Source organism: Rhizobium sp. WSM1328 (assembly GCF_057653715.1).
Genome location: NZ_CM172788.1, coordinates 882,342 through 894,572, shown reverse-complemented (window position 1 = coordinate 894,572; position 12,231 = coordinate 882,342). Strand labels below are relative to the sequence as shown.

Below are 12,231 nucleotides of genomic sequence, written 5' to 3'. Positions count from 1 at the left end.
TGCGCCCTCCTCCGGCGCTTGCCGGTGAAGCCGGCTCATCTCCTTCTCCTTGACTAAATACATTGATATCAATAGAAATGGGGCATGTCAAATTCGATCGAGATTCCCTTTTCCACGACGCTATTGGTGCGCGACACCTGCCTCTGCCTGCATGTGCAGCGGGCGGCACGCGCGCTTGCCCGGCTGTTCGACGATGCGCTGAGGCCGGCCGGGCTGACCAATGGGCAGTTTTCGCTGATGATGTCGCTGAACCGGCCGGAACCACCGCCAATGGGGCCGGTCGCCGCCCTGCTCGCCATGGACCAGACGACGCTGACGGCGGCGCTGAAGCCGCTGCAGCGCAAGGGCTGGGTGAAGGTGATGGAGAACCCGAGGGACAGGCGCGGCCGGCTGCTGAGCCTCACCGTCGAAGGCAAGGCGGTGTTGGCGAGAGCGCTGCCGATCTGGGAAAGCACGCATGCGATGATCGACGGAAAGCTGCCGGATGGCGGCGCCGCAAGGCTGCGGCAGGACCTGCAGGCGCTGTCATGAATGATGGCAGAAACGCCCGGGCCGCCGGGCTGAACGCCGACCTCGTCACAGCGGACGGCTAGCGGCCGAATAGAGCAAGCCGATGGCTGCCCCTCACCCTAGCCCTCTCCCCGTAAAAACGGGGAGAGGGGACGTGCCCCGCGAGAGCTTCGCGAGGAACGGAGAGGTCGCGGCATATCCCCTTCGCCCCGTTTACGGGGAGAAGGTGGCGGCAGCCGGATGAGGGGCTGGCCTCACCGATCTCCTGGGCCGGGCTCTACTGCGTTCGTCTCAGGAGTTGAAGCGCGACGGCGTCCGGCCGAAGATGGAAGCTGCTCCCACACTTTTGCTGGGAATTGCTCCGATCAGGCGACGGTGACCGGGACCTCGGTCGAGGTGCGCATGGCGTGGCTGTAGGGGCAGACGATGTGGGCTGCGGCTGCGAGCTTTTCAGCGGTTTCGCGGTCGAGACCCGGAATGTTGACCGTCAGCGCCACTTCGATGCCGAAGCCGCCGCCATCTTCACGCGGGCCGATGCCGACCTTGGCGGAGACCGTCGTGTCCTCGGGAATCTTGACCTTCTGCTGGCCCGCGACAAATTTCAATGCACCGAGGAAGCAGGCGGAGTAGCCGGCAGCGAAAAGCTGTTCGGGATTGGTGCCGGTCGCGCCGTCACCACCGAGTTCCTTGGGAACTGTCAGCGTCACGTCCAGAACGCCGTTTTCGGAAACGGCGCGGCCTGCGCGGCCGCCGGTGGCAGAGGCTTTGGTCGTATAGAGAATAGGCATGACGATCTCCTTTGATTGGCCCTTCGATCGGGTTGGATTTTTATTATCGCACAATTAAATTGCACGCAAGTGAATTTTGCAAATTGCATTTCGGATTCGAAAAGAGGACAATCAGCGCCTCAGGGATGATGGATATGAAAGCGCAAACGACGAAGACGATGGAGATACCGCAAGAGGAGAAGCGGCTGGAAAAGCAGTTGTGCTTCGCGGTCTACGCGACAGCGCATGCTTTCACCCGCGCCTACAAGCCGATCCTCGACAAGGTCGGCCTGACCTATCCGCAATATCTGGTGATGCTGGTGCTGTGGGAACGCGGCGAATTGCCGGTGAAGACGATCGGCGAGCAACTGGATCTCGATTCCGGCACGCTATCGCCGCTGTTGAAACGGCTGGAACAGAGCGGGCTGCTCAAGCGCATCCGCGACCTGCGCGACGAACGGCAGGTGATCGTGTCGCTGACCCCGCAAGGTCAGGCAATGAAGGGGGAGATCGATACGATCATGACGGCGATCGGGCAAGCCGCAGGCTGCACGCTTGAGGAAATGGCCGAGATGCGCGACATGCTGCATCGGCTGCGGGGCAATCTCGGGCGGGCCGGCACGGGCGGCTGAACGCATTCATCCGATAGAGCCGGCACACCCGGTAGAGCGGGCGGGGGCGCGCCGAGAGATCAGGGCCGCGGCTTAGCCGGCGACCGGCGCTTCTTGGCAGGCGCCGCCTTAGGTTCGGCCTCGGCCTCCTGCTGCAAACGCAGCGCCTTCAGCTTCTCCGTCTTCTTGTCACGGGCCGATGCCTCGGCGGCGATAATCGCGCGCGCCGTGTGGTCGGTCGCTTCGGCCTTGTCGCGAGACGAAAGCTTGGCGGGATTGAAGAATTCTCCCTTGGTGGCGGTCATGTGCCCCTTTCCCAGGTGATGGCGGCGTTGCTGCATAGTTCCTCAAATCGAAATCGGTTCAAGGAATTATACTGAAATTCAAGTGTCACAGCCTCCTTTGCGCGTCTGGAAAAGACGCGCGGCGCTGTAAGCCATGGCTCCACGGCAGAAACCATGATTCACGGTTGGCCGTGATTCCGCGGTGAGCCCGTGATGCCACTGTTGGCCGTGATGCCACAGCCGGGATTAGCGGGTGGGGCGGAGAACCTTCTTCGGCGCCGGCAGCAGACCTTCGCGCTGCAACTTCTTGCGGGCGAGCTTGCGCTGGCGGCGAATGGCCTCGGCCTTTTCGCGGGCGCGCTTCTCGGACGGCTTCTCAAAGGCGCTGCGCGCCTTCATTTCCCGGAACAGGCCTTCCCGCTGCATCTTCTTCTTGAGCACGCGGAGCGCCTGATCGACATTGTTATCTCTGACGAGTACCTGCAAAACGATATCCTTCCTGTCGCGGCGGCCGCCGCACTGTCCAAATTAAAAACGCGGGACTATTTCCCGATTTTGATGCTCGAAAACTTCAGCCAGGGCTCGGCGCCGTCGGACTTGGCTGCCGCCTCGGGGGAAGCCCTCGAAGGAGATTCACCGGTATCGATGTCCGCCTCAGTGATGCGGCGCTCGAAATTCTCTGCGTCGAACTGGACGCGATATTGCACATGCCCATGGTCGTTGGGCAGGATGCTGGAGATCCGGCACCGCTTATCGGCTTTCGCCGTGCGGGTGAGGCCCGATTTCAGCACGATCATGTCGCCGACTTTATAGTTTGGTCTGCCCATTTCAGCGTCCCTTCGACTCTTCGGCTGCTCACTCGGTCAATCAGAACGACCGGGGGTCATTCAGGAACGACCGGGCATTCCGGAAAAGCCTGCGATCAAAGCAAAAAGGCCGGGCTGGTACCCGACCTCTTCCAGTCACTCAGCCCGCCGCCGGTATCGGTAGCTCGCTGCCAGTACATCCGTGGTCAGCTTGCTGCCAGCACATGGCCAGCCTGCTGCCATATTCATGGCCAGCAGAGGCGAATGACAAATCATGCGGCCTGAAGGTTGTCAGCCGAATTCTTGCCGGACTTCTTGTCGCGGACGAGATCGTAGCGGATCTTCTGACCTTCAACGAGTTCGCGCATTCCGGCGCGTTCAACCGCTGAGATATGGACAAAAACGTCCGTAGAACCATCATCGGGCTGAATGAAGCCAAAACCCTTCGTGCCATTGAACCACTTGACGACGCCTGAATTCATAACGATCTCCTTTTCAACCGTTTGTGTTCGCCTGCGGAATAATCCCCGACAAGCCGTATCGATGTTGAGAGGATATCTGACGGAGCGCTCAAGCGCGTGGACAAAGGTCGCAAGCAATTCGATACGCACCATGTAGGATATTTACCGAATTAAGCAATGCTATTTCGGAAAATAATTCTCTCGCGGGCGCAAAATGAAGCTCTTGCCCCCGCGGAAAGCACCCTTTTTCCCCGGGGCAAAGCACTCGCTTGCCTGGGGCAAAGCATCTGCTTGCCCGGGAAAAGGATCAAGCCGAGGCGGCCGGATTGCGGCCGCCTCGGTGACGATTACTGCCAGACGACGATGGGCGCCTTTGTCGGCACGCGGTCGTAGAGATCGATGATATCCTGGTTCATCAGCCGCACGCAGCCCGACGAGACGGCCTTGCCGATCGAGCGCCAGTCGGGATTGCCGTGCAGGCGGTAGAGCGTGTCCTCTCCATTCGAGAAGATATAAAGCGCGCGGGCGCCGAGCGGGTTCTTCAGACCCGGCTCCATGCCGCCGTTCTCGATCGAGTATTTGACGAGTTCGGGCTGGCGGGCAACCATCTCGTTCGGCGGCTTCCAGCGCGGCCATCTCTGACGCCACTGGATGACGCCCGAACCCTGCCAGGCGAAACCCTCGCGGCCGATGCCGACGCCGTAGCGCATCGCCATGCCGTCACCCTGGACGAGATAGAGGAAGCGCGACGGCGTATCGACGACGATGGTGCCGGGAGGCTGACCGGTGGGATCGACGACGCGCTGGCGATAATAGCGCGGATCGATCTGTTCGTAGGGAACGGCTGGAATGAGAAAGCCGCCGTCTTCGATGGGACCATACATGACGGCAAGCTCAGCCCCACTCGGCACGCTCGACGCACCCGGGGACTGGAACAGGCGCATGGGCGAACGGTAGGTGATCGTCGTATCGCCTGATGTCACGGTGTTGGCTGAGGAGGCGCAGCCGGCGAGCGCGGAGGCTGCGGTCAACGCCGAAAAGGAAAGAAAGCTGCGGCGGGAAAGATGTCTATCGAAGCTCATGACGCGGGACTGATTTCCTCTGATGCGGGAAGCCGGACGAGACGTCCGGATAAACCGGTGATTCGTCCAATGCCGATAACAACATCAAAAGATCTATCGGCTTGCGCCAAATAAACCATAGCTTCACGCAGACGTGTCCAGCCCGGAGCGGACGATATGGGTAGCGCTGTTGCAGCGCTACATCACAACGATCTCGGCCTTGGCCGAAACGCGGTCGTAAAGATCGATAACGTCCTGGTTCAGCATGCGCACGCAGCCCGACGAGGTTGCCTTGCCGACCGACTGCCAGTCAGGTGTGCCGTGGATGCGATAGAGTGTATCCTGCCCGTCCTTGAAGATATACATGGCGCGGGCGCCGAGCGGGTTCATCAGCCCCGGATTCATGCCGCCATTCTCCGCCCCGAACGGGCGAACTTCAGGCTGGCGCGAGACCATTTCGACCGACGGCGTCCAGCGCGGCCACTTCTGCTTCCACTGGATGACGCCGCGCCCCGACCAGGCGTAACCGTCGCGACCGAGGCCGACGCCGTAGCGCATCGCCTTGCCGTTGCCCTCGACGAAATAAAGGAAATGCGCCTTGGTATCGATGACCACGGTGCCGGGACGCTCAGCCGTCTGATAATCGACCTCCTGGCGCAAGAACTGCGGCTGCACGCGGCTGACCGGGATCGCCGGCAGGGTGAAATCCTCGTCACGCTGCTGACCGTACATTGCCATGTGCACGGGATTGGTAACCGGCAGGCCATAGGTCTGGTGGAACTGGGTCTTGTAGAGGTCGCGCGTCTGCGGCACCGGCTGATCGGGGATCGGCCGCACCCGGCGCGGATCGACGCCGGGCGGCTGATAGAAGACCGGCGAGGTTTCCTGGACGAAGCGGGCGGGCGAATCGGCGGCGACATCGGGAATGAGGATGTTGCAGCCGCTCAGCGACGCAACTGCAATCACGAGCCCGGCAAGTGGGAAGACCCGGCGCAGAAAATTCATGGAACCACCCTTATCAACGATCGGCAAGACAGCGATATCTGCCGGGACGATGGCATCTGCGGCTGGCGCGAGGCTGGCGTTGGGGTGGGAAAGCTGCGGGCTAAGACGACCAGAGTCGCCGGGCTTCGCCGCGAAGCGCAGCGATCGCCTGTGCGGCAACGTCACCGTCCATCTGCAGAACGCTTGCGGCATGTCTCAATTCAGTCTCGTCCTCAAGTCTGGCGAGGACCCAGCCGATCTTGCGCTCAATGTCTTGCCCATAAGCTTCCGTCGCCTTGAGAACAGCGACAGCGGGAATTTCCACGTAGCGGGTGAGAAGCATGCCGAGATCGATAGCATCACGGTAGGCGACAGCCCTGTCCTGGCAGCGGTCAGCATTAGCGAGCAGTTTTTCAGCGAACATATCCGGCAGCGACAGCATGGGAATGTTCAGCTGTGGATCGAGGGTGCCTTCAAGAGCAATCCGGGCCTCACGCACGATTTCAAAGCGAATCGGCTGCCCTTCAAGGGTAAGAGCCGTGCGTATTCCATACTGATCTGTCCTGATATCCCGGAGCGCGGCTACCGGCTTTGCGAAAAACGCCCCTACTCCGCTTTCGACCGCCGCCATGCGCAAGACGCGATATCCCTCGCCATCCGCACAGAGAAAATCGACATCGAGCGACAGTCGGTATTCGTCGAGATGCATGACTATGGCGGTTCCGCCGGCAAACCAACACTTGTTGGCCAGAAGAAAATCAGCCTCCATCAACTGAAGAGCCGCGGCGATGGTGCGATGTTCCGGACGTCTGAATTCCATGGTGGCCACTCGATTTCCGCCCAAGCCTAAACGCGAAGGATAAAGAAACGGAAAATCAGGAAACGAGCAGGACGCCGTTGCCATGGGTGGCGGCCAGCTCGCGGATCAGTTGCGCCTCCCGCTCGGTCAGCCTGCCGGTATCGACGAAACGCCAGTTGCGTTCATAAAGCGCGAAGGCCTCGCTGGCAGGCATGGCGCGCGCGGGATCGCGATTCCAGGCGAGCGATTTCAGCTCGGGGAAGTCGTTCGGCACAATCATGCTTTCTGGCATGCTCTCTGCGTTCGTCGTCATTCCCACAATATAGGGCCAATAGCCCTCAATTTGAAGCGGCTGGAATTCAGGCCGCCACCCCGTGGAAGAAGCGGATGCTCTGTTCGATCTCGGCCGGCAGCGCCGAGGTGTGATTGCCGGCGATGGTTTCGGTCTCGATATGGACGCCGGCGGCGCGGGCGCGGCGGGCCAGCAGATCGGCGCGGTCGTTGAAATGCGGCTCCTCCGTGCCGTGGACGACGCGGATCGGACATTTGAAGCTATGAGCGTAACACAGGGCCGAACGCACCTCGAATTCATGCTTATTGCTGTCGTCGAAGCGAATATCCTGCGGATAGCGGTTGAAGAAGCGGAAGGCATCGGGGTTGCCTGAAATCGGTGCGGCGGCGCGGAATTTGTGAGTGGTCATCGCCGTCAGCATGGTCAGCGTGCCGCCGATGCTGTGGCCGGCGATGAACAGCCGTTCGGGATCGACACCCGGCAGATGCGCCAGGCGCTCGGTGGCGGCGAGCACGTCGTCGACCTCGTCGTAGAAGCCGGAGAAATTGCCCATCTGGCCGTTTTCGCCGCGCAACGACGGCATCATCACGACATAACCGGCATCCATATAGGGTTTCATCAGCTGCCAGTGGCCGATGCCCATGGCATTGCCGCCGTGCAGGAAGAGCACGGCAGGCTTGGCAGCGCGCTCGCGCTTGTATTTCGAGACCCAGGCCGCCAGTTCCAGTTCGCCGTAACCGGAGCGGTAGAAGATCTTGTCGGCATCGGCAGGCGCATTCAGCAGTTCGTATTTGTCGGGCGCCGGGCCCTTCTGCAGCAGCTTGGTGCGGAAATGGTGGCGGACCTTGGCGTAGTCGTGCTTGGCAAGGCGCGGCTCGTCCGGGACATCGAAAGCTGCCGCCATGCGCGGCAGGACAAGTGCACCGGCAAGACCCGCCAGTACGGCACGGCGTTGATGGAAAAAAGAATTTTGTTCAAGCGAGCTCATAACGCACCCATCATTTTCCCGGCATGCAGAATCTGCACCGGAAGATCGTTGCCGCCAATACACATGCTGTTGAAAATATTGCCCTGCGTCATTTTGCGCAGGGCTTGCAACTTCATGCCGGCTTGGCCTCGATCATGGCGATCAGCGTGCGCAGCCGGTCGGCCTCGTAGGAGGGCTTGTCGGGGCGAAGGCGGGCGATGCGGGGGAAGCGCATGGCGACCCCCGATTTGTGCCGGGTCGAGCGGTTGATGCCTTCGAAGGCCACTTCGACGACGAAGCCGAAATCCTTGTCGGCGCGCACGGCGCGCACCGGGCCGAAACGCTCGGTGGTATTGTTGCGCACGAATTTGTCGAGCACCTCGAGCTCGGCATCGGTGAAGCCAAAATAGGCCTTGCCGACGGGCACCAGCTGTTCGCCGTCCTCGTCATCGGCCCAGACGCCGAAGGTGAAATCGGAATAGTAGCTGGAGCGCTTGCCGTGGCCGCGCTGGGCATACATCAGCACCGCATCGACGTTGTAGGGGTTGCGCTTCCACTTGAACCAGGGGCCCTTCATGCGGCCGGCCTGGTAGATACTGTCGCGGCGCTTGATCATCACGCCTTCGATGACCGGATCGGGCGGCGCGGCGCGCAGAGTATCGAGCTCTTCCCACGACGAGAACGGCACGAGCGGCGAGAGATCGAAACGGTCATGAGGGGCGCGGTCGATGATCTCGGTCAGCCGATCGCGGCGATCGACATAGGTGCGGCCGCGGACATCGTCGTCGCCATCGAAGAGCAGGTCATAGGTGCGGATGAAAGCGGGGTAATCGCCAAGCATCTTTGCCGTCACCGTCTTGCGGTTCAGGCGCTGCTGCAGGTCGGAGAAGGTGCGGGTCGGGCTGTTGGAGCGCGCGGTGCCGCCGACCAGCAGCTCGCCGTCGACGACGCCGGAAAAATTGATCGCGTCGAGAATATCGGGAAAGGCGCCTGATATGTCGTCGCCGGAGCGGGAATAGATCTTGCGCCTGTCGCCGGAGCGGGAGAGCTGGACGCGGATACCGTCCCACTTCCATTCGGCGGCGTAGTTCACCGGATCGAGACTGGTCAGATCCCCCTCCTCCACCGCATTGGCGAGCATGACGGAGTGAAAGATCGCCGGTGTGGCCAGCACCGGTTTTTCGCCGCCATCCGCCAGCCATTCGAACAGCGTCTCATAGGGCGGCTGCAGGCCATGCCAGAGGGTTTCGATCTCGGCGACGTCCTTATCGCCGAGATCGGCCAGCGCCTGCTTGGCAAGGCGGGCGGAAACGCCGATGCGCATGGCGCCGGTGGCAAGCTTGATGAAAGCGAAACGGCCGGACGAATCCAGCCGGTCGAGAAGATCGCGAACGTAGCTGCGCACTTCAGTGCGGCCGAGCGCATTCATGCCGGTGACGACCTCGCCGAGACGCGGCTGAGCAAGGGCCGAGCGGTCGATATCCCTCTCATTGTCCCAGACGAGCGAGATGGTTTCGGCAAGATCGCCGACATAGTCGTAGGAATAGCGAAACAGCACCTCGTCCATGCGCTCCAGCACCAGCTCGCGCAGCATGGCGGGCTTGACGTTGCGCACCTCCAGCGTGCCGGCGATGGCGGCAAGGCCGTAGCCGCGGTCCGGATCCGGCGTGTCGCGGAAATAGTCGGTCAGCAGCTTCAGCTTGCCGTTGCGGCTGGGGGTCAGCACCAGGCGGTCGAGGAGGTCGGCGAAGGCTTTCATGGGCGCCTCCCACTGGCGTGAAGAGGCCCAACGGGTACTCCCTCATTCCCGTGCTTGTCACAGGAATCCAGCGCGTCCAAGTCCTTGGACGCGGGAGATCCTTTTACGTCGCATGAGTCTTTCACCGCGCCGACGCGCGGTGGCTGGATTCCTGTGACAAGCACAGGAATGAGGGTGTGAGAAATGCGGCGGGCGCGGCACGAAAGCCCCTCCCCCTTGTGGGGAGGGGTTGGGGCGGGGTTTTCAGCGACAAGCTCCACGCTCAATCCCCCTCATCCTCATAACCGACCAGATGCAGCGGCTTCGCCTTGATGCCCTGCAATTGGCACCAGCGCACCAGGGCTTCCTCGCGGCCATGCGTCACCCAGACCTCGGCCGGGTGCAGTTCCCGGATCGTTTCGGTCAGTTCCGGCCAGTCGCAATGATCGGAGATGACGAGCGGCAGTTCGACGCCGTGCTGTTTGGCGCGCTGGCGCACCATCATCCAGCCGGAGGCGAAGGCCGGCAGCGGCTCGTTGAAGCGCCTGGCCCAGCGGTCGGCGAAGGCCGAGGACGGGCCGATGACGACCGCCCCCTTGAAGGCGGACTTGTCGCGGCTTTCGATCGTCGCCGGCAGCAGCTCGCCGAGATCGATGCCCTGCTCGATGTAATAGTCGCAGAGTTTTTCCATGGCGCCATGGATATAGATCGGTTCGGCATAGCCGGCATCGCGCAGCAGCCGGATGACGCGCTGAGCCTTGCCGAGCGCATAGGCGCCGACCAGATGGGTGCGCTCGGGAAATTGCCGCAGCGATGCCAAGAGCTTGCCGATCTCCTCCATCGGATCGGGATGATGGAAGACCGGCAGGCCGAAGGTCGCCTCGGTGATGAAGACATCGCAGGGAACCGGCACATAGGCGGCGCAGGTCGGGTCGGGGCGGCGCTTGTAGTCGCCGGAAACGACGATCCGGGTGCCGTTCTTCTCGATGGCGATCTGGGCGGAGCCGAGCACATGGCCGGCCGGATGAAAGCTCACCTTGACGCCGTTGACCAGCAGCTCCTCGCCGAAGGCGGCAGCCTGTTCGCTGGCGCAGAAACCGTCGCCGTAACGCAAGCGCATGATGTCGAGCGTCTGGCGGGTGGCAAGCACGTTCACATGGCCCGGGCGGGCATGATCCGAATGGCCATGAGTGACGAGCGCCTGCTCGACGGGCCGCACCGGATCGACATAAAAGCCGCCTTCCGGGCAATAGAGCCCCTCCGGGGCGGGATAAAGCAGCGCATCAGGTCTCATGAAACGAGAGATAGCGGGAAATGGGCGCGAGGCCAGAGGGCGGGACGAAGGGACTGGCGAATGCACTGGAATCGACCACTGCGCAAGCTCGTCTTCGTCGTGACGTTGGTCGAAAACACTCGGACAGTAACGAGCATGGCCGCCTTTCCTCAAGACGGCCATGCTGACCTTCCGTGTCTGCGACAGAAGGCCGTTGCTCAGGCGATAGGCGTCATCAGCAGGCTCGTTCCGTCGTGGCCAACCAGCATGTCCAGTGAGGTACCTGCATGGACGTCGACCGGCTGTGGGAAAGTGTGAAGAACCTGGAGCCAACCTCCATCATGATAGCCGTCGGGGTGGTTATCGAAAACCACACCCTCGATCAGATCGACCTTCATCCACTGGACGACCCCGACGGCGGAGCCGTTTGCCTGCACCGGCACCGATATCTTACGCAGCGCTGCAGAATGTTTGCGGGCGGTGAGATCCACGGCAGCGATCTCGAAATCGTCCGAAAGCCTGGTCCACTCGGTCATCGTGCCGTGAACGGGTAGGCGCAAAGGGGCGAGCGCATTGAACTGCGACATGTCGAAGCCGGAGACCTCGCCCACATGGGCATAGTTGGAGAGCGTTTCGCTGGCAACCAGGCAGCCGATGGCGGAGGCGGCGCGTGGAATGACGATCGCGTCCTCGCGGACCAGGCGGGCGTGGGCGTCCTCGAAGGTTTTCAGCACGCCTTCGGCAAGGAGATCGCTCGAAAGAATCTCGGAAATCAGGATGTCCGCGCGGGCTTTCATCTCTCTGCCGACAGAAAGTTCGGTCGAGGACTTTTCGAAGATGTCGATCTGTTCGCGATAACCATTGGCGGCGATGATCCTCTCCGCCGTCTGCGCTATGGCCGGCACACTCTCACAGGTCGCGATATTGGTGGCGCCAGCGCGCGCCGCCATCATCGACAGCAGACCGCTGCCCGCGCCGATATCGAGGATCTGCGCATCCGCTCCGCGCAGCTCTATGGCACGGCGGATTGCCGCTTCAAAAGCATCGTTGCGTCGAGTGTCGTTCATCATGGCGATGTGCCAGAAGGGCACGATCAACGAGGAGATCCGTCTTATCTGATGCCAGGCATTGATATTGTCCGGCTGCAACCGCAGAACATGACGGAATTCGGCCAGCGCCTCCGGCTGCCGGCCGGAATCGGCCAATGCGACAGCGAGGTTGTTCCGCACGAGAGGATTTTCGGGTGACAGGCCACGTGCCATCTCATAGCAGCCGACCGCTTCCGCCGACCGGCCGAGCTGACGCAGCAGCGCACCTTTTTCCATCAGGGCGACGAGATGGCCGGGATTGAGACCGAGCAGCTTGTTCCAGTAGTAGAGAGCGGTTTCTGCATCACCTCTCTTTGCGACGACACTCGCCAGCAGCGGTAGGATATCTATCGTGCGATAGTCCTTGTGGAGGACTCGGACATAGGCTTTCTCGGCGCTTTCGAAATCGCCCGAGGCCTGAAAACTCATAGCGTCGCTCAGCGATTTTTGCGCGATCGAAACTCGCTCTTCAATATCGATACTGATCATTCCTGCTCCCTGGGCCTTCTCAAGACATGCGGGGGAGCCGCGGATCGAGCACACGCCATCGGCCGCGCAACCTACCCATGCATAGGAAATCACATGAGCGG

The 12,231-nt window shown here is 61.6% G+C and carries 15 protein-coding genes; 2 read left to right on the top strand and 13 right to left on the bottom strand.

Annotated elements, in window-relative coordinates; translation table 11 throughout:
* Window positions 1–84: 84 nt before the first annotated feature.
* Window positions 85–531: a MarR family winged helix-turn-helix transcriptional regulator gene (locus AC2444_RS04585; RefSeq protein WP_012756580.1), complete on the top strand. Its 447-nt coding sequence runs from the start codon at window positions 85–87 to the stop codon at window positions 529–531.
* Window positions 532–875: 344 nt separating this feature from the next.
* On the opposite strand, the gene AC2444_RS04580 is transcribed toward AC2444_RS04585, so the two are convergent.
* Window positions 876–1,298: an organic hydroperoxide resistance protein gene (locus AC2444_RS04580; protein WP_003546481.1), complete on the bottom strand. Its 423-nt coding sequence runs from the start codon at window positions 1,296–1,298 to the stop codon at window positions 876–878.
* Between the two features lie 125 nt (window positions 1,299–1,423).
* Here AC2444_RS04580 and AC2444_RS04575 point away from each other — a divergent pair, with 125 nt between their 5' ends.
* Window positions 1,424–1,909 carry a MarR family winged helix-turn-helix transcriptional regulator gene (locus AC2444_RS04575; RefSeq protein WP_017993366.1) on the top strand — a complete coding sequence of 162 codons (486 nt, stop codon included), beginning with the start codon at window positions 1,424–1,426 and terminating at the stop codon, window positions 1,907–1,909.
* Between the two features lie 59 nt (window positions 1,910–1,968).
* Here the strand turns inward: AC2444_RS04575 and AC2444_RS04570 are convergent, their stop codons facing one another.
* The 12 genes from AC2444_RS04570 to AC2444_RS04515 form a co-directional block, all read right to left on the bottom strand.
* A complete protein-coding gene (locus AC2444_RS04570; protein ID WP_003546479.1) occupies window positions 1,969–2,193 on the bottom strand; it encodes a hypothetical protein in 225 nt (74 codons plus the stop codon).
* Window positions 2,194–2,418: 225 nt separating this feature from the next.
* A complete protein-coding gene (gene rpsU, locus AC2444_RS04565) occupies window positions 2,419–2,658 on the bottom strand; it encodes a 30S ribosomal protein S21 (RefSeq protein ID WP_003546477.1) in 240 nt (79 codons plus the stop codon).
* Window positions 2,659–2,714: 56 nt separating this feature from the next.
* Entirely contained in the window at window positions 2,715–2,999 is a 285-nt protein-coding gene (locus AC2444_RS04560; protein WP_012756578.1) for a hypothetical protein, read from the bottom strand.
* 251 nt (window positions 3,000–3,250) lie between these two features.
* On the bottom strand, window positions 3,251–3,460 hold the full coding sequence (locus AC2444_RS04555; protein WP_003546468.1) for a cold-shock protein: 210 nt from the start codon (window positions 3,458–3,460) through the stop codon (window positions 3,251–3,253).
* Window positions 3,461–3,786: 326 nt separating this feature from the next.
* Window positions 3,787–4,521: a L,D-transpeptidase gene (locus AC2444_RS04550; RefSeq protein ID WP_003557650.1), complete on the bottom strand. Its 735-nt coding sequence runs from the start codon at window positions 4,519–4,521 to the stop codon at window positions 3,787–3,789.
* Window positions 4,522–4,698: 177 nt separating this feature from the next.
* Window positions 4,699–5,505, bottom strand: coding sequence for a L,D-transpeptidase (locus AC2444_RS04545; RefSeq protein WP_012756577.1), 807 nt, complete (start codon window positions 5,503–5,505; stop codon window positions 4,699–4,701).
* A 100-nt stretch (window positions 5,506–5,605) separates the two neighbouring features.
* A complete protein-coding gene (locus AC2444_RS04540) occupies window positions 5,606–6,304 on the bottom strand; it encodes a nucleotidyl transferase AbiEii/AbiGii toxin family protein (RefSeq protein ID WP_012756576.1) in 699 nt (232 codons plus the stop codon).
* A gap of 55 nt (window positions 6,305–6,359) precedes the next feature.
* A complete protein-coding gene (locus tag AC2444_RS04535; protein WP_026157286.1) occupies window positions 6,360–6,596 on the bottom strand; it encodes a hypothetical protein in 237 nt (78 codons plus the stop codon).
* A 46-nt stretch (window positions 6,597–6,642) separates the two neighbouring features.
* The gene (locus tag AC2444_RS04530) at window positions 6,643–7,563 is read right to left on the bottom strand and encodes an alpha/beta hydrolase family protein (RefSeq protein WP_012756574.1); all 921 of its coding nucleotides are present in this window, start codon (window positions 7,561–7,563) and stop codon (window positions 6,643–6,645) included.
* A gap of 112 nt (window positions 7,564–7,675) precedes the next feature.
* Window positions 7,676–9,301, bottom strand: coding sequence for a cisplatin damage response ATP-dependent DNA ligase (locus tag AC2444_RS04525; protein WP_012756572.1), 1,626 nt, complete (start codon window positions 9,299–9,301; stop codon window positions 7,676–7,678).
* A 262-nt stretch (window positions 9,302–9,563) separates the two neighbouring features.
* The gene (locus AC2444_RS04520) at window positions 9,564–10,574 is read right to left on the bottom strand and encodes a ligase-associated DNA damage response exonuclease (RefSeq protein ID WP_012756571.1); all 1,011 of its coding nucleotides are present in this window, start codon (window positions 10,572–10,574) and stop codon (window positions 9,564–9,566) included.
* Between the two features lie 197 nt (window positions 10,575–10,771).
* Window positions 10,772–12,130: a tetratricopeptide repeat protein gene (locus tag AC2444_RS04515; protein WP_012756570.1), complete on the bottom strand. Its 1,359-nt coding sequence runs from the start codon at window positions 12,128–12,130 to the stop codon at window positions 10,772–10,774.
* Between the last annotated feature and the right edge of the window lie 101 nt (window positions 12,131–12,231).

Excerpts from the sequence above, each read along its gene's own strand:
- AC2444_RS04515 (WP_012756570.1), bottom strand. The coding sequence starts at position 12,130 with ATGATCAGTATCGATATTGAAGAGCGAGTTTCGATCGCGCAAAAATCG.
- AC2444_RS04550 (WP_003557650.1), bottom strand. The coding sequence starts at position 4,521 with ATGAGCTTCGATAGACATCTTTCCCGCCGCAGCTTTCTTTCCTTTTCG.
- AC2444_RS04570 (WP_003546479.1), bottom strand. The coding sequence starts at position 2,193 with ATGACCGCCACCAAGGGAGAATTCTTCAATCCCGCCAAGCTTTCGTCT.
- AC2444_RS04580 (WP_003546481.1), bottom strand. The coding sequence starts at position 1,298 with ATGCCTATTCTCTATACGACCAAAGCCTCTGCCACCGGCGGCCGCGCA.
- AC2444_RS04560 (WP_012756578.1), bottom strand. The coding sequence starts at position 2,999 with ATGGGCAGACCAAACTATAAAGTCGGCGACATGATCGTGCTGAAATCG.
- AC2444_RS04535 (WP_026157286.1), bottom strand. The coding sequence starts at position 6,596 with ATGACGACGAACGCAGAGAGCATGCCAGAAAGCATGATTGTGCCGAAC.
- AC2444_RS04545 (WP_012756577.1), bottom strand. The coding sequence starts at position 5,505 with ATGAATTTTCTGCGCCGGGTCTTCCCACTTGCCGGGCTCGTGATTGCA.
- AC2444_RS04530 (WP_012756574.1), bottom strand. The coding sequence starts at position 7,563 with ATGAGCTCGCTTGAACAAAATTCTTTTTTCCATCAACGCCGTGCCGTA.
- AC2444_RS04585 (WP_012756580.1), top strand. The coding sequence starts at position 85 with ATGTCAAATTCGATCGAGATTCCCTTTTCCACGACGCTATTGGTGCGC.
- AC2444_RS04575 (WP_017993366.1), top strand. The coding sequence starts at position 1,424 with ATGATGGATATGAAAGCGCAAACGACGAAGACGATGGAGATACCGCAA.
- AC2444_RS04555 (WP_003546468.1), bottom strand. The coding sequence starts at position 3,460 with ATGAATTCAGGCGTCGTCAAGTGGTTCAATGGCACGAAGGGTTTTGGC.
- AC2444_RS04525 (WP_012756572.1), bottom strand. The coding sequence starts at position 9,301 with ATGAAAGCCTTCGCCGACCTCCTCGACCGCCTGGTGCTGACCCCCAGC.
- AC2444_RS04540 (WP_012756576.1), bottom strand. The coding sequence starts at position 6,304 with ATGGAATTCAGACGTCCGGAACATCGCACCATCGCCGCGGCTCTTCAG.
- AC2444_RS04520 (WP_012756571.1), bottom strand. The coding sequence starts at position 10,574 with ATGAGACCTGATGCGCTGCTTTATCCCGCCCCGGAGGGGCTCTATTGC.